Source organism: Mesorhizobium sp. B3-1-8 (assembly GCF_006439495.1).
Classification (GTDB): domain Bacteria; phylum Pseudomonadota; class Alphaproteobacteria; order Rhizobiales; family Rhizobiaceae; genus Mesorhizobium.
Genome location: NZ_VFTK01000012.1, coordinates 40734 through 60230, shown reverse-complemented (window position 1 = coordinate 60230; position 19497 = coordinate 40734). Strand labels below are relative to the sequence as shown.

The 19497-nt window shown below is 64.8% G+C and carries 18 protein-coding genes; 8 read left to right on the top strand and 10 right to left on the bottom strand.

Annotated features, from left to right (window positions below):
* Position 1: 1 nt before the first annotated feature.
* From FJ424_RS13395 to FJ424_RS13385, 3 genes are read right to left on the bottom strand one after another with little or no spacing between them, the layout of a single operon-like run.
* Positions 2 to 2824, bottom strand: a complete 2823-nt coding sequence (locus FJ424_RS13395; RefSeq protein ID WP_140653322.1) for a DUF4159 domain-containing protein — start codon at positions 2822 to 2824, stop codon at positions 2 to 4.
* Positions 2821 to 3738, bottom strand: coding sequence for a DUF58 domain-containing protein (locus FJ424_RS13390; protein WP_140653323.1), 918 nt, complete (start codon positions 3736 to 3738; stop codon positions 2821 to 2823). The genes FJ424_RS13395 and FJ424_RS13390 overlap by 4 nt, the downstream gene beginning before the upstream one ends.
* The gene (locus FJ424_RS13385; protein WP_140645742.1) at positions 3738 to 4742 is read right to left on the bottom strand and encodes a MoxR family ATPase; all 1005 of its coding nucleotides are present in this window, start codon (positions 4740 to 4742) and stop codon (positions 3738 to 3740) included. Before FJ424_RS13385 ends, FJ424_RS13390 begins: the two co-directional genes overlap by 1 nt.
* A 154-nt stretch (positions 4743 to 4896) precedes the next feature.
* Between FJ424_RS13385 and FJ424_RS13380 the strand changes: the two genes are divergently transcribed.
* From FJ424_RS13380 to FJ424_RS13370, 3 genes are read left to right on the top strand one after another with little or no spacing between them, the layout of a single operon-like run.
* On the top strand, positions 4897 to 5556 hold the full coding sequence (locus FJ424_RS13380; RefSeq protein ID WP_140653392.1) for a DUF1285 domain-containing protein: 660 nt from the start codon (positions 4897 to 4899) through the stop codon (positions 5554 to 5556).
* On the top strand, positions 5556 to 6188 hold the full coding sequence (locus FJ424_RS13375; protein WP_140645743.1) for a CoA pyrophosphatase: 633 nt from the start codon (positions 5556 to 5558) through the stop codon (positions 6186 to 6188). Before FJ424_RS13380 ends, FJ424_RS13375 begins: the two co-directional genes overlap by 1 nt.
* Positions 6185 to 7453, top strand: coding sequence for a CCA tRNA nucleotidyltransferase (locus FJ424_RS13370; protein WP_140653325.1), 1269 nt, complete (start codon positions 6185 to 6187; stop codon positions 7451 to 7453). Before FJ424_RS13375 ends, FJ424_RS13370 begins: the two co-directional genes overlap by 4 nt.
* A gap of 23 nt (positions 7454 to 7476) precedes the next feature.
* On the opposite strand, the gene FJ424_RS13365 is transcribed toward FJ424_RS13370, so the two are convergent.
* The 5 genes from FJ424_RS13365 to hemF all read right to left on the bottom strand — a co-directional run bounded on the left by FJ424_RS13365 (position 7477) and on the right by hemF (position 11263).
* The gene (locus tag FJ424_RS13365) at positions 7477 to 8457 is read right to left on the bottom strand and encodes a S8 family serine peptidase (RefSeq protein WP_140653327.1); all 981 of its coding nucleotides are present in this window, start codon (positions 8455 to 8457) and stop codon (positions 7477 to 7479) included.
* A 79-nt stretch (positions 8458 to 8536) separates the two neighbouring features.
* Positions 8537 to 9115: a hypothetical protein gene (locus FJ424_RS13360; RefSeq protein ID WP_140653329.1), complete on the bottom strand. Its 579-nt coding sequence runs from the start codon at positions 9113 to 9115 to the stop codon at positions 8537 to 8539.
* A 285-nt stretch (positions 9116 to 9400) separates the two neighbouring features.
* The gene (locus FJ424_RS13355; RefSeq protein ID WP_008877709.1) at positions 9401 to 9586 is read right to left on the bottom strand and encodes a DUF1059 domain-containing protein; all 186 of its coding nucleotides are present in this window, start codon (positions 9584 to 9586) and stop codon (positions 9401 to 9403) included.
* A gap of 243 nt (positions 9587 to 9829) precedes the next feature.
* Positions 9830 to 10090, bottom strand: coding sequence for a DUF1344 domain-containing protein (locus FJ424_RS13350; RefSeq protein ID WP_140645747.1), 261 nt, complete (start codon positions 10088 to 10090; stop codon positions 9830 to 9832).
* A gap of 258 nt (positions 10091 to 10348) precedes the next feature.
* The gene (gene hemF, locus FJ424_RS13340; protein ID WP_140653331.1) at positions 10349 to 11263 is read right to left on the bottom strand and encodes an oxygen-dependent coproporphyrinogen oxidase; all 915 of its coding nucleotides are present in this window, start codon (positions 11261 to 11263) and stop codon (positions 10349 to 10351) included.
* A 121-nt stretch (positions 11264 to 11384) separates the two neighbouring features.
* Here hemF and FJ424_RS13335 point away from each other — a divergent pair, with 121 nt between their 5' ends.
* Positions 11385 to 11642, top strand: a complete 258-nt coding sequence (locus FJ424_RS13335) for a hypothetical protein (protein WP_140645749.1) — start codon at positions 11385 to 11387, stop codon at positions 11640 to 11642.
* Between the two features lie 168 nt (positions 11643 to 11810).
* Here the strand turns inward: FJ424_RS13335 and soxR are convergent, their stop codons facing one another.
* Positions 11811 to 12254: a redox-sensitive transcriptional activator SoxR gene (gene soxR / locus FJ424_RS13330; RefSeq protein WP_140653333.1), complete on the bottom strand. Its 444-nt coding sequence runs from the start codon at positions 12252 to 12254 to the stop codon at positions 11811 to 11813.
* A gap of 148 nt (positions 12255 to 12402) precedes the next feature.
* On the bottom strand, positions 12403 to 12861 hold the full coding sequence (locus FJ424_RS13325; RefSeq protein ID WP_140653334.1) for a tRNA (cytidine(34)-2'-O)-methyltransferase: 459 nt from the start codon (positions 12859 to 12861) through the stop codon (positions 12403 to 12405).
* 494 nt (positions 12862 to 13355) lie between these two features.
* Here FJ424_RS13325 and FJ424_RS13320 point away from each other — a divergent pair, with 494 nt between their 5' ends.
* From FJ424_RS13320 to FJ424_RS13305, 4 genes are read left to right on the top strand one after another with little or no spacing between them, the layout of a single operon-like run.
* On the top strand, positions 13356 to 13772 hold the full coding sequence (locus tag FJ424_RS13320; RefSeq protein ID WP_246677233.1) for a hypothetical protein: 417 nt from the start codon (positions 13356 to 13358) through the stop codon (positions 13770 to 13772).
* Between the two features lie 26 nt (positions 13773 to 13798).
* The gene (locus tag FJ424_RS13315; protein ID WP_140653338.1) at positions 13799 to 15679 is read left to right on the top strand and encodes an ABC transporter ATP-binding protein; all 1881 of its coding nucleotides are present in this window, start codon (positions 13799 to 13801) and stop codon (positions 15677 to 15679) included.
* Between the two features lie 40 nt (positions 15680 to 15719).
* On the top strand, positions 15720 to 17612 hold the full coding sequence (locus tag FJ424_RS13310; protein ID WP_140653340.1) for an ABC transporter ATP-binding protein: 1893 nt from the start codon (positions 15720 to 15722) through the stop codon (positions 17610 to 17612).
* Complete coding sequence (locus FJ424_RS13305) at positions 17609 to 19492, top strand: ABC transporter ATP-binding protein (RefSeq protein ID WP_140653342.1); 1884 nt, start codon at positions 17609 to 17611, stop codon at positions 19490 to 19492. Before FJ424_RS13310 ends, FJ424_RS13305 begins: the two co-directional genes overlap by 4 nt.
* The last annotated feature ends 5 nt before the right edge of the window (positions 19493 to 19497 follow it).

Here is a 19497-nt window from a genome sequence, read left to right as displayed (position 1 = left end):
CCTACTGCCCCAGCCGTTCGAGCAGCACGGGCACATGCACCTGATCGGATTTGTAATTGCCGGTCAGCATGTACATCATGATGTTGACGCCGGCACGCAGCGCATAGACGCGCTGCATCGGATCCGGCGGTACGGTCGGCAGCATCGGATCGCCGTTCTCGTCGATGGCCCAGGCGCCGGCGAAGTCATTGGCGGTGATCATGATCGGCGAGACGCCGTCGCCGGTGCGCACCGGGCGGTTCTCGGTGTTGCTGGCCTCGAGCGAGGCCTCGACCCAGAGCGGGCTGCCATTGAAGCGGCCGGGGAACTCCGGAAGGATGAAGAAGGATTTGGTCAGCACGTGGTCCGACGGCACCGGCTCCAGCGGCGGCACGTTGAGATTGCCGAGGATGTCGCGTAGCCGCTCGGTCGCCGGGCTTGCCGAGCCGGCGCCGATGCCGTTCGAGAACTGGTCGCGCGTATCGAACAGAACCGTACCGCCCTGCTGCATATAGGCGTCGATGCGGGCGATCGCCGCCTGGCTGGGCATAGGCGCCGACGCGTCGATGGGCCAATAGATCAGCGGAAAGAAGGACAGCTCGTCCTTGGCGATGTCGACGCCCGCCGGCGGACCGGGCTCAAGCGCGGTCTTCTCGATGAGGAAGCGCGTGAGGCCTTCGAGGCCGGCGCGGCTGATCGAATCGACGCCGGGCTCGCCGGTGATCACATAGGCGATGCGGGTTTTCGAAATGTCGTCGATCGCCTGGGCGTCGCCTGGTTTCGAATCGTCGGCGCGGGCAACGTCGGCGTGGCCGAAGAGCCCACCGAGCACGACCAGAACGGCCGCGGCGGTTGCTACAGCTCTAGCGCGGCGCGGCCGGCGCGCCAGCAGCCCGCCCATCCAGAACACCGCCAAGGTGTCGAGCACCATCAACAGGAGCGCGATGGCGACCAACGGCCCTTTGAGGTTCTCCGATTCGTCGAAGGCATAGGGGACGGTTGTCACCGGCAGCGAAACCTGCGGGCGCGCCAGCGGCGCGAATGTGCTCGAAGCGTTGAGAAGATTATGCGCGAACACACCGGTCTCCGAGCCGTAAAGGCCTGGTGGGTTTTCCAGCGTCACCGGCAGCGGACCGGCGCCGGGCACCAGCGGTCGCGCATCGGGCGAGGGCGGCGTCAGCGTGCCGTCGGCGCCGATCATGCGGTAGGGCGCGAGCGATGCCGCGGCGGCTTCGGCATTGGCGATCGCGGCGCCCTGGTTGCGCGACAATTGCACGACACGCCGCAGCATCTCGACGAAGCTGCCGGAGATCGGCAGGTTCGACCAGGTCGCCTCGGGCGTGACATGGAAGAGCACCAGCGTGCCCTTGTCCTTCTTCATGCCCGTCACCAGCGGCGTGCCGTCGGCAAGCGTCGCCCAGGTGCGCTCGACGATGTCGGGCGTCGGCTCGGCCAGAACCTGCCGGCTGACCGTCACCTCGGAGGGCGGTGAAAGATCGGCAAAAGGGCCGTTCTTCGGGAATTCGGTCACCGCCTGCGGCGTCGTCCACGACAGCGCGCCGCCCAGCGCGCGCTCGCCGCTGCGCAGCCGGACCGGCAAAAGGTCGTCGTCGTTGCCGGCCGCGGCAAGACGCGGGCCGGCAAAGCGCACCAGCGTGCCGCCCTTGTCGACCCAGTCGACCAGCCGCTGCTTGACCTGCTCCGGGATGGTGCCGACATCGGCCATGATGATCATCGCCGGCTTCTGGTCGAGAAGCTGCGGAATGGCGTCGGCGAGATCGGCGCTCGACGGCTCGACCAGATCGGCAAAGGGCTGCAGGGCGCGGCGGATATAGTAGAGCGGCGACAGAAGCGGCTGCGCCTGGTCGGCCTCGGCCTGCGACAGCAGGCCGACGCGCCGGCGTTTCGAACTCTCGTCGAGCACGCGCACGGCGCCGGCCTGGTGCTCGCCGTCGAGCGCGATCGAGGCGAAATCGTTGCGCAGTTCGAACGGGACCGCCATCGTGGCCGTGGTCGCGGCCTCGCCAGGCGCGAAGGTCAGCGTCGCATCGGCGATGCGGCGGCCCTTGTCGTCGAAGGCGCCCGCGGTGACCTGCGCCGGGGCCGGATCGCCCGGCGCGCGGATGGCGGTCAGCGCGAAGCCGTCGACCTGGTTGTCGGCGCCAATCAGGCCGGTCAGCGAAGGCCGGTCGGAAATGGCCCAAACCAGCCGTGTCGCGTTCTTTTCGAGCAGCGTCTTGAAAGCGGCCTCGTCGCCTTTGGCGGCAAGGCCATCCGCGAGCACGGCAACGCTGGCGCCGGGCAGGCGCTCCAACGCGGCGGCGACGCGGGCGTAGACGGCGGGCCTGTCGGTGGGGATTGGCCGCGGCTTTGCCGCGCGCAGATGGTCGAGCGCGGCCGAGGCATCGAAGGGGCCGATCTCGGCATTGGGCTTCTCGGCGGTGAAGGCGATGACGACCGGCACGCCGTTCGAGCCGGCATCGGCGATCAGCCGTTCGGCGGTGGCCACGCGCTTGTTCCAGTCGGCGGCGCTTGCCCAGCCATTGTCGATGACAAGCGCCAGGGCCGCGCCTTCCGCCGGCAGTTTTTCGCGCGGATTGAAGACCGGCTCGGCCAACGCCATCACGACAAGCGCCGCCATCAGCAACCGAAGCAGCGTCAACCACCACGGGCTTTGCTGCGGGGTTTCCTCGCGCCTCAGGACCCGGGCGAGGATTTTCAACGGCGGGAACACTTCCGTTTGCGGCTTGGGCGGGGTGAGCCGCAGCAACCACCAGATCACCGGCAGCGCCAGAAGTCCCCACAGCACCATGGGCGCCCCGAAGGAAAGCGGCAGCCAGCTCATGCGACCGCCTTTCCGACATTATTGCTACCGTCGGCGGTCAGCGCCATGTGGATGCGCACCAGCGCCTCGGAGGCGAGGCGGTCGGTGTGGTTGACGGTATAGCTCCAGCCGAGACGCTTGCACCAGGCGGCCAATTCCTCGCGGCGGGCCCGGTAAAGCAGGCGGTATTCCTCGGCCAGCATCTCGGCGCGGCCGGCGGTCAGCTTGTCGCCGGTCTCGGGATCGGTGAATTCGGTGCGGCCGGCATAGGGGAAGGTTTCCTCGGCCGGATCGGCCACCTCGATCAGATGCGCGCGCACGCCGTGGCGCGCCAGCACGTCGAGCCAGGCCATGGTTTCCTCGACCGGATCGAGGAAATCGCTGACAAGCACGATGTCGCAGAAACGGCGGATGGCCGACAGATCGGGCTTGGCGGGAAGCGCGGCGGCGTGGCTCAGTTGGGCGGCGATGCGCTCAGCGCCGTTGCGGGCTGTGAACGGGTCCGTCAGGCCCGGCCAGGCGATGCGCTCGCCGCTGCGCGACAAGAGCTCGGCCAAGGCGAGCGCCAGCACCAGCGCGCGCGATTCCTTGGAAACGCCGGCGCCGGCCGATTTGTAGAGCATGGAAGGCGATGGGTCGGCCCACAGCCAGACGGTGTGCGCGGCCTCCCATTCGCGATCGCGCACATAGGTGTGGTCGTCCCTGGCGGAGCGGCGCCAGTCGATGCGCGAGGAATCGCCTTCGACATAGGGCCGGAACTGCCAGAAATTCTCGCCGATGCCGCGCTTGCGGCGGCCGTGCCAGCCGGCGATCACCGTGTTGACGATACGGCGCGCCTCGACCAGCAGGTCCGGCACCAATGAAGCCCGCAACCGGCCACGGGCGAGCGCATCGCGCGTCGCAACCGGTGCCTGGACCTCGCCTATTCGACCCATCAGATGCCTTTTGCCAGCTTCGCCACCACGTCACGCACGGAAGTGCCTTCGGCGCGGGCGGCGAAAGTCAGCGCCATGCGATGCTGCAGCACCGGTTCGGCCAAGGCGCGGACGTCGTCGACCGAAGGTGCCAACCTGCCATCATATAGGGCGCGCGCGCGGGCGCACAGGGTCAGCGCCTGGCTGGCGCGGGGCCCTGGCCCCCAGGCGACGTGCTTGTCCGTCTCGGCATTGCCCTGGCCGGGCCGGGCCGAGCGCACCAGCTTGAGGATCGCCTCGACGACGCTTTCCGGCACCGGCATGCGACGGATCAGCGTCTGGATTTCCCTCAGTCTGGCCGGCTGCAGCACATTGTCGGCCTTGGCTTCGTCGACGCCGGTGGTTTCGAGCAGGATGCGGCGCTCCGCCTCGATCTCCGGATAGAGGATGTCGACTTGCATCAGGAAGCGGTCGAGCTGGGCTTCCGGCAGCGGGTAGGTGCCTTCCTGTTCCAGCGGGTTCTGCGTCGCAAGCACGTGGAAGGGCGCGGGCAGGTCGTGGCGGGCGCCGGCGATGGTGACGTGATATTCCTGCATCGCCTGCAGCAGCGCCGATTGCGTGCGCGGCGAGGCGCGGTTGATCTCGTCGGCCATCAGCAATTGCGTGAAGATCGGTCCGGAAATGAAGCGGAAGGAGCGCTTGCCGAACTCGTCCTGCTCCATCACCTCGGAACCGAGGATGTCCGACGGCATCAGGTCGGGCGTGAACTGGACGCGGCGCGAATCGAGGCCGAGCACGATGCCCAGCGTTTCGACCAGCTTGGTCTTGGCGAGGCCGGGCACGCCGACCAGCAGCGCATGGCCGCCCGCCAGCAGCGCCACCAGCGTGCGCTCGACGACCGCCTCCTGGCCGAAGATCACCCGGCCAACCGCGTCGCGGACCCTGGAGATGTCGGCCAGCGCCTTTTCGGCTTCCTCGATCATCGCTTTTTCGCTGATCGGGCTTTCCTTGATCATCACGCTCATGCCGTTCGATCCTTGTGGTTGGAAATACCGGCCTGCATTCTCAATGCCGCAGAATGCCGCGATTCGGCCTCGCCTGGCGCCTGTATTCGAACTTAAATCACAGACTTGGACGGACAAGGCTGACAATCGGGACAACAGTGACTATTTCGTGACCATGGCCGAACGCAGCGAACATCGTGAACAAACACTGGGCGAACGGAGCCCGGGCGAGCAGAGCCTGACCGGCGCCACCGAGGCACGCGGCCTGGAGGCGCTGATCTCGCGCGCGGCCCGGGCCGGCAAGGGGCCGGCGCCGGTCGAGCGCTGGAATCCGGAATTCTGCGGCGATCTCGACATGGAGATCAAGGCTGACGGGACCTGGTTCTATCTCGGCACGCCGATCGGCCGCATGCCGCTGGTGCAGCTCTTTTCCAGCGTGCTGCGCAAGGATGCCGACGGAAAGACCTACCTTGTGACGCCGGTCGAGCGGGTCGGGATCCGCGTCGTCGACGCCCCCTTCATCGCCGTCGAAATGAACGTGTCCGGAAGTGGGAACGACCAGGTTATCACCTTCCGCACCAATGTCGGCGACGTCGTCGCCGCCGGCCCCGGCCATCCGCTGCGCTTCGTCGACGAAGACGAAACCGGCGGACTGAAGCCCTATGTGTTGGTGCGCGGACGGCTGGAGGCGCTGGTGGCGCGGCCGGTGATGTATGAACTGGTCGAGCATGGCGAGGAGATCGACATCGACGGCAGGGCGATGTTCGCCGTCCGCTCGGGCGGCGAGGTCTATCCGATCATGCCGGCCGAGAAACTGAAGCGGCTGAGCGCGTGATGGACCAAGTGACGCCGGCGCCGTTTTCGATCGCTGACTTTCGTGCCCGCGTCGCGGCGCAGGCGGCGATCGTCCCTGGCGACGATTTCGGCGACCATCGCTTCAATCCCGGCCATCCCAGGCTCAAACATGTCAAGCCGCTGCGCGACGCGGCGGTGCTGATTCCGGTGATCGACCGTGCCAAGGGCGCCATGGTGCTTCTCACCAAGCGCGCCGAGAAGCTGCGCAGCCATTCCGGCCAGGTGGCTTTCCCAGGCGGCACGATCGATCCGACCGATCCCGGCCCCGAGGCCACGGCGCTGCGCGAGACCTTCGAGGAGATCGGCCTCGAGCCGGATTTCATCGAGATCATCGGCCGCATGCCCGACTACGTCTCCGGCAGCGGCTACCGCATCGTGCCGGTGCTTGCCATCGTGCGGCCGGGTTTTTCGCTGACGCTCAATGCCGACGAGGTCGATGCCGCCTTCGAGGTGCCCCTGAGTTTCCTGATGGACCCCGCCAACCACGCGCGCGACAGCCGTTTCTGGAACGACCTCGAATGGTTCTTCTACGATATGCCCTATGGCGGCCAGCGCATCTGGGGCGTCACCGCCGGCATCGTCCGCACGCTCTATGAAAGGCTCTATGCGTGAGCGCTGAGGTGTCTCTCTCGGGTAGGGCCGATTGGCTGGCCGAAAAGCATCTGCAGAAGCTGCTTGCCGTGCTGAAGGAGGGCGGCGAGGAAGCGCGTGTCGCCGGCGGCGCGGTGCGCAACACGCTGATCGGCCAACCGGTCGCCGACGTCGACATCGCCACGACCACGGTGCCAGAGGAAACGATCAGACGCGCCAAGGCCGTCGGCTTCAAGACGGTGCCGACAGGCATCGATCACGGCACGGTCACAGTGGTCGCGGGCGGCAAGCCCTATGAGGTGACGACGCTGCGCGCCGATATCGAGACCGACGGGCGGCGGGCAAAAGTTATTTTCGGACGTGACTGGAAAGCCGACGCCGAGCGGCGCGACTTCACCATCAACGCCCTCTATGCCGAAGCGGACGGCACGGTCGTCGACCTCGTCGGCGGCATCGCCGACATCGAAGCGCGGCGGCTGCGTTTCATCGGCGACGCGGAGGCGCGCATCCGCGAGGACTATCTGCGCATCCTGCGCTTTTTCCGCTTCTTTGCCTGGTATGGCGAAGGACGGCCGGACGCGGAAGGGCTGAAGGCCTGCGCCAGGCTGAAGGATGGACTTGCGCGGCTTTCGGCCGAACGCGTCTGGTCCGAACTGAAGAAGCTCTTGTCGGCTCCGGATCCCTCGCGCGCGCTCTTGTGGATGCGCCAGGCTGGCGTGCTCACCGCCGTGCTGCCGGAAAGCGAGAAATGGGGCATCGACGCCATCCATGGCCTGATCAAGGCTGGAGAGGATCTCGGCTGGATCGCCGATCCGGTGCTGAGGCTGGAGGCGATCGTCCCGCCCGATGCCGTGCGTATGAAGAGGCTTGGCGAGAGGCTGCGACTTTCGAACGAGGATGCCGATCGCCTGCGGCATTGGGCGCTGACCGTTGCACCGGAGGCCAAGGCGACCGAGACCGAACTGGCCAAGAAACTCTATTACGGCGATCGCGACGGCTATCTCGACCGTATTCGACTGGCGCTTGCCGCCGCTCGGACGCGTGCCGTCGAGGACAATCAGGCGATGATGGAAGCCGGCGGCTTTTCACGCCTGCTCAATTTCACGCTCAAGTGGGAAAAGCCGGTGTTCCCGATCAAAGGCGCCGACCTGACCGAGCTTGGAGCGTCGCCGGGGCCCAAGCTCGGCGCCACGCTGAAGAACCTCGAGAAGGAATGGATGGAGTCAGGCTTCACCCTGGAACGCGGCGCGCTGATGGAACGCGCCGCGCAGGCGCTGGAGACTTGAAACGTCGAAACCGCTCGCGGCTGTCAATGGATCGCAACAGGGGCGAGCGCGCGAGAAAGGCTTGCCTCGCCTTTGCCGTAGACGGAGGGGTCGTAATTGGCCAGCGTGTCGGTGCGGGCCGTGTTGAGCAGGTCGTTGGTGATCTGAACCGGCGTTGCCTTGGTGAACTTGCTGCCGATGATCGCGGCGTAGCCCGAGATGATCGGCGCGGCGAACGAAGTTCCGTAAAGACCGGTCTTGTTGCCCTCGACGCCGACCACCAGGAAGTGGCTCTGCACAGCCGTGTTGGAGCCGGCATAGTCGGAATACCAGGCGAGTTGGGCCTTGTTGGCTGTGGTGCCGTTCGTCGACAATGCGCCGACGAAGATCGCCGTCGATTTGCCGATCAGGGCAAGGTCGAGGTAGTCCTGCTGCCCGCCCGTGACCCCACCGACAGCGACCGCGTCGTTGCCGGCCGCCTTCGAGACGATGGCCGAACCCTTGGTGGCGTAGGAGATGATCGAGGACTCCTCTGGAGCCCACCAGATCTGGTTCGTGCTGTAGCCCGCAGTTGTGTACATGCCGTAGCTCAGGTTAAGCACGTTGCGGCCGGCGGCCAGCGGGACGGCCGTGCCCGTCGAGAAATCCTTGGAGCGGATGGTCGCCGCCGGAGCGATCATGCCAGCCTCCTCGCGCGTCCATTCACCGTGCCGCTGGGTCTGCACGCCGATGCCGAAATTGCCGGAAAAGCGCGACGAACTGCTGAAGTCGTCGACCATGGTGATGGTGACGCCCTTGCCCTTGTAGCCGGCTGCCCACGCGGCGCCGACGTCGGGGCTCATCCAGCTCTGTACGGCTTGCGTCGTCCGCGCGACCGGGATCGTTGCGCTCACGCAGATCGACCCGCCACCATGGCAGAGTGCAGCCATTTCGTCCGGGCTGAGAGCTTCCTGAGCCGATGCCATCGGCGCCGAAAGGATGGCGAGGGCAGCGGCGAGGCCGAACTTCAAGGACTTAACCGACATGTTCATTCTCCAGTCAGACAGAACCAGGACGGACGATCGTGAGTTTCGGGACAAGATGATTTCATTCGCGGCCCTCCGATCAGAAAGTGAGACGATAGTTCAGCCAGAGATGCATGCTCTCCGGCTTCGCGCTGACCAGATACTTCAGCGTTTCCTCGGGGGCCGTCTCGCCGGCCGCCAGCCGGCAGTTGACGCTGTAGGTTCCGAACTCGCCGTAGTCGGCTTCGCAGGGCTTTTCGGTCAGGTTGCCGCCGATGACCGAGGTGACCGACAGGGACAGGGTGCTGTTCGGATTGGGATGGACCTGAGTGAGAAAACCAAGCTTGAGGCTGGGCTCGATGCTGTATTTCTCGCCTTGTTCCCCGGTGCCAAATCCCCAGAGAAAGCCGGTATCGGGCGTGATCTGGGTAAGAAGATCGACATGCATATCGACCCAGCTCGCGTGATACCAACGGCTGAAGGAGACCCAGCTTCCGCCCTGCAGCTCATAGCCGCCGTTGCCGAGGCCCCTGGCGCGGTCGCTGAGCGGAGAACCCTGATGGATATCGACGAGCGAGGTGGTCCATTCCTGCGCTGTCGCAGCGGACGCCAAGAGGAAGGCGCACAACAGGAGCACCGCCGTGCAGAGACCGCCTCGGATGTCGGATCGCTCGCGCATGCGCGAAGCACCTCGCCCCACCATTCCGGACAGCGCCTTGATGGCGAAGAGCTTCTCGGGCAGCCGCCTCTGGCCGGATCATGCGCGGGAGAATCGCACGCAGACCGTTACCGCCAGGTTACCTAAGCTGTTACGAATATAAGAATTCGCTGGAATTAAGCATAAACAGTGCCTTCGCCGGCGATCGGAGGATCGCCGACGAGGAGGGCGGACGCGCGCCGGAGCCAACGACCCGCCATCGCGCCTGTCGGCCGGTGACGTTTGGAAGCCTGCGATCTGGACCGATCAGGCGGCGTCGCGAACTTTCTGGATGCGCGAGCGGATCGCTTCGATCATGGTCTCGCGAATAACGGTCTCGCCATGCGTTTCGCGCATATGCTCGACGGCGCGGCGCATGACCTCCGCTTCCTCGTCGGCGCGCGTGTGCCAGTCACAGCCGGGAACCAGCGATCCGCATTGGAATTCCTTCATGACTCTTCCTTTCCTAGCGCGGGTGGTTCGACCTTGGCCGGCCGGCCGCCCCTGATTTTTTTCTTGGCAGTCCGGGAGGGAAACGGCGGCGCGCCTCTTCCGGTTGCTCTGCCGGACTACCATAACACGTGTCGGACGGTTCGGTTGCATCGAAAGTCCCCAATCCAGGAATGGAAGGAAAGGCGGAGCACTATGCCCCGCCTTTCCCCGCTGCCTGAGAACTGGACCTTCAGAGCAAGGTCGTTACTTCATGATCTTGACGGCCTCGGCGATTTTGTTCTTGCCGCTCATGTCCCAGGACACGCGGACCTTCTCGCCGGCCTGAACGCCGGGATCCTTGAAGGCCTTGGACAGCTTGAATGTCGACCCATCGTCCAGAACAAGGCTCATGGCCGTTCCATCAAAGCTCTTGACGGTGCCGGTGGTGTGCTTCACCGCCGCGAATGCGGCGCCACCGGAGGCGAGAAAGGCGGCGGCGGCTGCCGTCACGATAAGCTTGCGCATGGAATACTCTCTTGGAAACAAGGGCACCCGTTTGGTCAGGCACCCTCCTGGTCAGGGCCGTCAAGTCGCGTCGGGTCACGGCCGGCGGAGACAGGTGATCTCCGCTTCGACCGCCGGCGCTTCCCGACCCGTCGGCCTTAATTAGCTCAATTTTTTCAAAAGGATATTAGACGAAAAAGATATCGTCCCTGCCACATTGCCTGCCAAGATTCGGCGAATGGGACAGCAATGCGGCCATGGCCGGGGCTCACCGGATCGTTACGGCCATTTTACCTCGGGCGGCAGGCTGGACAGGATCGAGGCGACATTGCCGCCGGTCTTCAGGCCGAAGATGGTGCCGCGATCGTGAAGCAAGTTGAATTCGACGTAGCGGCCGCGCCGGATCAGCTGTTCGTCGCGCTCGCCGTCGGTCCAGTCCTGGTTGAAGTTGCCCCGCACCAGATGGGCATAGACGACAAGGAAGGAGCGTCCGACATCCTGGACGAAATTGAGATCGGCGTTCCAGCCGCCCCTGTCCTCGTCCGAATGCAGCCAATCGAAGAAGATGCCGCCGATGCCGCGCGCCTCGTTGCGGTGCGGCAGGAAGAAATACTCGTCGCACCAGGCTTTGAATTTGGGATAGTCGGCGACGGCGGCGTTCTTCTCGCAGGCGAACTGCATGGCGCGATGGAAGGCAATCGTGTCGGGATCGTCCTGGGTTCGGCGACGGTCGAGCACCGGCGTCAGATCGGCGCCGCCACCGAACCACTGGCGCGTGGTGACGACCATGCGCGTGTTCATGTGCACGGCCGGCACGTTGGGATTCCAGGGGTGGGCGATCAACGAGATGCCGCTCGCCCAGAAACGCGGGTCTTCCTCGGCGCCGGGCATCTGTTTCCTGAACTCGGGCGAGAATTCGCCATGGACGGTCGAGGTGTGAACGCCGACCTTCTCGAAGACGCGACCGCGCATCATCGACATGGTGCCGCCGCCACCACGCCCTTCGTCGCGCTCCCAGGGGGTCTTCTCGAAATGGCCGGGCGACCATGATGCTTGCGGGCCGGTGAGCTCCTGCTCGATCTGCTCGAAGGTGGCGCAGATGCGCTCGCGCAAGGCCTCGAACCAGAGGCGGGCCTTCATCTTCTTCTGCTCGATATCGGCCGGCAGGCCCACCGGAAGATCAGGTCTTTCCAATTCGGTCTCCAGTCACAGGCTCACTTGCCTGACAAATGACTCGTTTTTTCTGCGCGCGATCCCTAATCTCTTGAGGACAAGGGTCAAGTCCTGTCTGATCCAGGTGCAAAGGAGTTCCTTCGTGCGCACCCCGGCAAGACCGCCGCTGGATGGCTTGAAGAAGAGGCTGGAGCGCTCACGGGCTGAGCGCGAAAACCAGCCGCGCGACGGTTTCTTGCGCGAAACCTTCGTGCTGCCGCGCCCGGATGCGCGCCTCAAGGCCAAGGAGTGGTTCGAGCGTTTTCCGAAACAGGCCTACTGGACTGAGATCGAAAGCTGGTTCGAACGTCCAGGCGACGTGATCGAATTCACCATGCGGCGGCTGCCGGCGGCTGATTAAGGTGCATTGATGAGGCCGGCCTGCAAACGGCGGCTTCCTGCGCTTCCGGTGCTTACGTACTTTAAGTACGCTCCGGTTTTCGGAAGTCACCTAGTTTGGTCGCTTCGCGCCCGTCTTCGACTCCGGCTCGGCCTGACCTGAATCTCAATGCACCTTGGCGACAGACCGTCAGCGCACCGCCAGCCTTCTCGCCCCCGTCCCCTCCCGGGCCAGCCGGTCTTCCTTGTTCCTCAGCGGGCACTTGTCGATCGACATGCAGCCGCAGCCGATGCAGTCGGTCAGGCCGTCGCGCAATTTCTTGAGCTGGGCGATCTTCTGGTCGAGATCGTCGCGCCAGGCCGTTGAAAGCAGGTTCCAGTCCTCGCGCGTCGGCGTGCGCTCTTCGGGCAGGGACTGGAACGCCTGGGCGATCCCGGCAAGCGAGATGCCGACTTCCTGGGCGACGCGGATGATCGCCACGCGCCGCAGCACGTCCCGGCCGTAGCGCCGCTGGTTGCCCGAAGTGCGATGGCTGCGGATCAGCCCGCGGGCCTCGTAGAAATGCAGCGCCGATACCGCCACGCCACTGCGCACGGCCACCTGGCCGACCGTCAATTCCCTTGCCGGAGCCATTCTCAAATTCCCGCTTGACCTCAAGTTAAGTTGAACTTGTAGCGAAAGAGCGACGATATGGCAAATGCAGGAGAAGGCGATGTGCGCCTGGACGAAAATGACGGCGGAAGGGGTGGCGGTTCGGGAGAGCGAGGAAACCCGGCGCGTCCTAGCCGAGCTGGCGCAGCGCTTCGCCCGCGACCATGGCGACCGACAGCGCGACATTGATGCTGCGGGCGCCCGCCCGCATCGGAATGGTCAGTCGCGCGTCGGCCGCCTGGTGGACTTCTTCCGTCACGCCCGCGGATTCGCGGCCGAACAGCAGAATGTCGCCGGCGGCAAAGGCGAAGTCCGTATAGGCGCTGGTGGCCTTGGTGGTGAGCAGCACCAGGCGGCGCGCGTTGGTCTTTCGCCATTCCTCGAAGGCGTGCCAGTCGGCATGGCGGGAAAGCGCCGCCATTTCGAGATAATCCATGCCGGCCCGTTTCAGCGCCCGGTCGGAGAGCGGGAAGCCGGCCGGCTCGATGATATCGACACCGATGTCGAGGCAGGCGGCGAAGCGCAGGATTGTCCCGGTGTTGCCGGCGATATCCGGCTGGTAGAGCGCGATGCGGAGACGATCGTTCATTTCCGCATACTGCTAATAAGTGGCAGATCGGCCACAGGAACCTCCGGCTTTTGGCGATTTCTGGACTGGCGGGTGGCCATTTTCTGCGAAGTCGAGTATATGCCCACCATCGTCAACCCGAACCGAATGGAGGGGAACACATGATGACCATGCACATCCAGCTCCTCTCCGGGGCTCACGTATGCCCGCAGGCGGTTTCGGTACGACGATTCTTCTGACACTTTAAGTCCTCATCGCACCGATTCCCGCCGAACCCAGTTTTCGGCCTTCGAAGGAATCTTGCGATGTTTTTCAAACTGCCAAAGGGGCGCCGCGCTCCCGCTGAACGTGTCAAGACCGATGCTTGCCGTCGTGTCAAGACCGACGGTTACCGTCGTGCCGAGGCTGACGCTCGTCGTCCGGTTCCGGCCGATTCGATCCGCGCCTTCGGCCGAATGCCGGTGGTCGAGGCCGCATCACCCTTTTTAACGCATTTGCATATGGAGGACGGACCGATGTTCGATCCCTACAAGATACCGGGGTCAAGAAGCCTGCATGAGCGCAAGGTGGCTACCTGGGCGCTGCTGATCGGCGAGACCTATTCGTCGGCGGTGCATGCCGAGGAACAGCGCAGGCCGCATCGCGGCATGCTGCCGGACGTCGATTTCTCGCGCGCGGTGCCCGACCACAGCCGGCCCACGCTGGTGCGCCGGATCATCCGTTTGATCCGGCCGGGCGACAGGAACCGGGCAGGCTCCGGCCTTTCGTCGGGAACCTCGGGGCCGTCAGGATCGTCAAACGAACCTGTCGGCGAAATGCCGGCGAAACCTTATATTGCGCGGGATAGGGCCGGCGACTCGGATGATTCCGTGTCGCCGGCCCGCAATGCCGCGCGGCCGCAAAGCCTTGCCCATCAATCCCGCGCCGCGTGAGCGCACAGATAAGTCGAGTGCCTGGAATGTTCCGCTGGTTTGAAAACAGGCTCGATCCGTTCCCTGCCGCGGAGCCGGTCGAGCCGCCGAGGACGCTGATCGCGTTTTGCGTGCACTACACGCGCGGCGCCTGGCCCTACATCGTCGTCGATGCGGTGCTGGTGACGGCGATCGCCTTCACCGAAGTTTGGATGTTCGGCTTCCTCGGCCGCATCGTCGACTGGCTGTCGGCGCAGAACCGCGAAACCTTCCTGCAGACGGAGATCTGGAAGCTCGCCGGCATGGCTTTCGTCGTGCTGTTCGCGCTGCCGGGCACGGTATGGCTGCATTCGCTGCTCAACCAGCAGACGCTGATGGGCAATTATCCCATGCGCATCCGCTGGCAGGTGCATCGCTATCTGCTCAAGCAGTCGATGGCCTTCTACCAGGACGAGTTCGCCGGCCGCATCGCCACCAAGCTGATGCAGACGGCGCTCGCCGTGCGCGAATGCGTGATCAAGCTGATCGACGTGCTGAACTACGTCATCGTCTACTTCCTCGGCATGTTGTTCATCGTCGGCTCGGCCGACTGGCGGCTGGCCGCACCGCTCGCCGTCTGGCTGGTCGGCTATATCGGGCTCTTGCGCTTTTTCATTCCACGGCTCGGCAAGGTCGGCGAGGAGCAGGCCAATGCGCGCTCGACCATGACCGGCCGCGTCGTCGACAGCTACACCAACATCCAGACGGTGAAGCTGTTTTCGCATGCGCGGCGCGAGGCAACCTTCGCCAGGGAAGGCATGGCGAGCTTCCTCGACACCGTCTACCGCTCGATGCGGCTGGTGACGGTGCTCTACGGCCTGCTCTACATCCTGAATTCGCTGCTTCTGTTCTCCGTCACGGCAATCTCGCTATGGCTTTGGCTGGGGCAGGCGGTGACGATTGGCGCCGTCGCCGTGGTCATCGGCCTTGTCCTCAGAATGTGGGGCATGTCGCAATGGATCATGTGGGAGATGTCCGGGCTTTTCGAGAACATCGGCACGGTGCAGGACGGCATCCAGTCGATCTCGCTGCCGCGCCTGGTCGAGGACAGGCCGGGCGCCAAGGACATCAGTGTCAGCCAGGGCGAGATCCGCTTTGACGACATCCGCTTCCACTATGGCAAGCAGAAGGGCGTCATCGAGAACTTGTCGCTTACCGTGAAGCCCGGCGAGAAAGTCGGCATCGTCGGCCGCTCGGGCGCCGGCAAGTCGACGCTGGTCAACCTGCTGCTGCGCTTCTACGACCTGGAAAGCGGCAGGATCCTCGTCGACGGCCAGGAGATCGCGGCGGTGACGCAGGATTCGCTGCGCGCGCAGATCGGCATGGTGACGCAGGACACCTCGCTGCTGCACCGCTCGGTGAGGGAGAACATCCTCTACGGCCGGCCCGACGCGACCGACGAGATGCTCACCGAGGCGGCGCGCCGGGCGGAGGCGCTCGATTTCATCGGCGGACTTTCGGACCACAATGGCCGCAAGGGATTCGACGCCCATGTCGGCGACCGCGGCGTCAAACTGTCCGGCGGCCAGCGCCAGCGCGTCGCGATCGCCCGCGTCATGCTGAAGGACGCGCCGATCCTGATCCTCGACGAGGCGACCTCGGCGCTCGATTCGGAAGCCGAGGCCGCGATCCAGGAGAACCTCTACAAGCTGATGCAGGGCAAGACCGTCATTGCCATCGCGCACCGTCTGTCGACCATCGCGGCGATGGACCGGCTCGTCGTCATGGACAAGGGCCGCATCATCGAGGAAGGCTCGCATGAGGAACTCGTCGCCAAGGGCGGGCTCTATGCGCAGCTCTGGCAGCGCCAGTCCGGCGGCTTCCTGCTCGATGACGCGCCAACCGAGGTTGATGCCAAGGCGTCGGAATCCGAGATGGCAGCTGAGTAACGCGATCGCGATTGCAGTTTCCGGCGTCTATGAGAGAAAAATGCTCGACCGCATCTTCACCTGGTTCGAAAGCCGTTATTCGCCGGTGGCGCTGGCCGAAGACAGGCAGCCGCCAATGGGGCTTTGGCGGTTCTACTGGTATTTCATAAGGCAGTTTCGCACCGCCTATTGGCTGCGCATCGTCATCGTTGCGGTCGCGGCAATCGTGGACGCGATGCTGCCGATTTTTGTCGGCCTGATCGTGGGCCTGCTTTCCAGCACCAGGCCGGGCGACTTCTTCGCGGCGCATGGGCCGCTGCTCGTGCTGATGGCGATCGTCGTGCTGCTGCGCCCGCTGTCGATGGTCATCGACGCGCTTATCCGCAACCATGCCATCGCGCCAAACCTCATCGACCTCATCCGTTGGCAGAGCCATTGGCATGTCGTGCGCCAGGACTGGTCGTTCTTCCAGAACGACTTCGCCGGCCGCATCGGAACCAAGGTCATGCAGAGCGGCGATTCGATGGAGATGAGCGTCAACCTCACCGTCGATGCCGTCTGGTATGCGCTGGTCTTCGTTGCGGTCGCCATCGTCGTGCTGGCGCGGCTCGATCCGCTTCTTCTGGCGGTCGTGGCGGTGTGGCTGGTGTTCTATTGCCTGATCTTCTGGTCCGCGATGCCCAGGATCACGCAACGCTCGTCCCAACTGTCGGAGCGGTGGTCCCAGGTGAGCGGCCGCATGGTCGACAGCTACACCAACATCCTGACGCTCAAGACATTCTCGACCGGCGAGCACGAAGACAAATATGTCTCGCAGGCAGTCGTCGAGCACGCCGACACATTCAACCAGCTGATGCGCGTTTTCACGCTGATGTGGTCAGCCTTGTTCATCCTCAACGCGGCGCTGCTCATTGCCGTGAGCTGGCTGGCGCTCGTCGGCTGGAACGCCGGCGCCTTGACCACCGCGGCCGTCGCGACCGCGATACCGTTCGCGCTGCAGATCGCCAACATCTCCGGCAGGATCCTCGACGTCGGCGCCAACGTCTTCCGGCAGATCGGCGTCGCCAGCAACTCGATGACGACGATCGCGCTGCCGATCGTCATGCAGGACCAGCCCGACGCACCGGCCCTCGTCGTGACCGCCGGCGGCATCGAGTTCGACCGGGTGAACTTCAATTACTGGCGCAAGGACGGCAAAGGCGGGGTCATCGACAATCTGTCGCTGAAGATCGCGCCGGGCGAGCGGGTCGGCCTGATCGGCCGTTCGGGAGCCGGCAAGTCGACGCTGGTCAATCTCGTGCTGCGGCTGTTCGACGTCCAAGACGGCAAGGTGCTGATCGACGGGCAGGACATCCGCAACGTCTCGCAGGAAAGCGTTCGGACGGCGATAGGCTTCGTCAACCAGGACACCTCGCTCTTGCATCGATCCGTTCGCGAAAACCTCAAATATGGGCGCCAGACGGCTAGCGACGAGGCGATGTTCAGCGCCGCCAAAGCCGCCCAGATCGACGATGTGATCGCGGGGCTGACCGATCCCCATGGGCAGAGCGGCTATGAGGCGCTTGTCGGCGAGCGCGGCGTGAAGCTGTCCGGCGGCCAGCGGCAACGCATCGCAATTGCCCGCGTTATGCTGAAGGACGCGCCGATCCTCATTCTCGACGAGGCAACGTCCGCGCTCGATTCAGAAGTGGAAGCCGCCATCCAGGAGAACCTCTACAAGCTCATGCAGGGCAAGACCGTCATCGCCATCGCTCACCGCCTGTCGACCATCGCGGCGATGGACCGGCTCGTCGTCATGGACAAGGGCCGCATCGTCGAGGACGGCTCGCATGAGGCGCTGATCGCCAGGGGCGGGCTCTACGCCCAGCTCTGGCGGCGCCAGTCGGGCGGGTTCCTGCTGGAGGAAAAACCGGTCGCCGACGATCTGGCGACGAAAGGTGAAGCCGCCGAATGATGCAGGCCGTCTATCGCTGGTTCGAGCGCTGGGTCTACCCGTTTCGCGAGCCGGCGAATCTGCGGCCGCCCGTCAGCGTCGGCGGCTTTCTCTGGCACTATGTCGGCCAGGCGAAGCTCGCCTTCTTCGCCATGCTGATCATCGGCGGCATCGCGCCGCTGGTCGAGGCCGGCTTGTTCTATTTCGTCGGAAGGCTGGTCGATATCCTCGACCAACTGCCCGCTGAACGCAGCTGGCACGCGCTTTGGGCTGCCGCTGGGCCAGAGGTGCTGTTCATGGGCGCGGTGGTGCTCGTCATCCGCACCGCCGTGGTCGGCCTGTCGGCGCTGGTCGACGAACAGACGATCACGCCCGGCTTCTACAATCTGGTGCGCTGGCAGGCGCATCGGCATGTCTCGCGCCAGTCCTACGCCTTCTTCCAGAATGATTTCGCCGGCCGCATTGCCACCAAGGTCTGGCAGGCGGGGCAAGCGACGGGCGACCTGATGGAAAGCTTCATCGAGGTCGTGTGGTTCATGATCGTCTATACGGTCACCACGCTGGCGCTGGTCGCCGGTCTCGATCTGCGGCTGGCGGTGCTGGTGGTGATCTGGATCGCCGCCTTCGGCTGGCTGGCGAAACTCTATCTACCGGCGATCCGCAAGCATGCAGAGGCGACGGCCGAGGCCGGCTCGATGATCACCGGCCGTATCGTCGATTCCTATTCCAACGTGCAAACGCTGAAACTGTTTTCAGCCGATGGCGACGACCGCTATATCCGCAGCGGCTTCGACATCTATCTCGACGCGCTGCGGCCGTTCACACGCCGGCTGACCGGCGTGCGCATGGCGCTGACCATGCTCTCCGGCATCATGATCACCGCGATCGCAGCCTTTGCCATCTATCTCTGGGTCGAAGGCTCGATCACGGTCGGCGCCGTTGCCTTCACGCTGTCGCTGGTGCTCAGGCTCAACATGCTGCTGGGAAGGCTGATGATGCAGCTCAACGGCATCCTGCGAAATCTTGGCGTGCTGGAGAACTCCAAGGCGCTGATCTCGCAGCCGCTGGGCCTGACCGACGCGCCGGACGCCAAGGAACTGGTCGTCACCGGCGGCCGCATCGAGGTCAGGAACGTCACCTTCCATTACGGCAAGGGGCAAGGCGTGCTCGACGGCATCGATCTCGTTGTGCGTCCGGGCGAGAAGGTCGGGCTGGTCGGCCCGTCGGGCGCCGGCAAGACGACCTTGGCCAACCTGATCCTGCGCCTCTACGACCTGGAGGGCGGCCAGATCCTGATCGACGGCCAGGACATCGCCGGGGTCACGCAGAACTCGCTGCGCGGCAATATCGGCGTCGTCAGCCAGGATACCGCACTGTTCCACCGCTCGCTGCGCGACAACATCAAGCTCGGCATGCCGAATGCCACCGACGCGCAGGTTATCGCCGCGGCCAGGAAAGCCGAGGCGCATGACTTCATCCTGGGACTGCGCGACAACCGAGGCCGCGCCGGCTACGAGGCCTATGTCGGCGAGCGCGGCGTGAAGCTCTCCGGCGGGCAGCGGCAGCGCGTGGCGATCGCGCGCGTCTTCCTCAAGGATGCGCCGATCCTCATCCTCGACGAGGCGACCTCGGCGCTCGATTCGGACATCGAGGCGGCGATCCAGGAGAATCTGACCAGGCTGATGGAAAGCAAGACCGTGATCGCCATCGCGCACCGGCTGTCGACGATCGCGGCGCTCGACCGCCTGGTGGTGCTCGACGGCGGCCGCATCGTCGAACAGGGCACGCATGACGAACTGGTGGCGCTCGACGGGCTCTATGCGCGGCTCTGGAAACGGCAGTCCGGCGGCTTCCTGTTCAACGAGGAAAGCGCGCTGGAAGAGACGCGGCCGGCGGAGTAGAACGG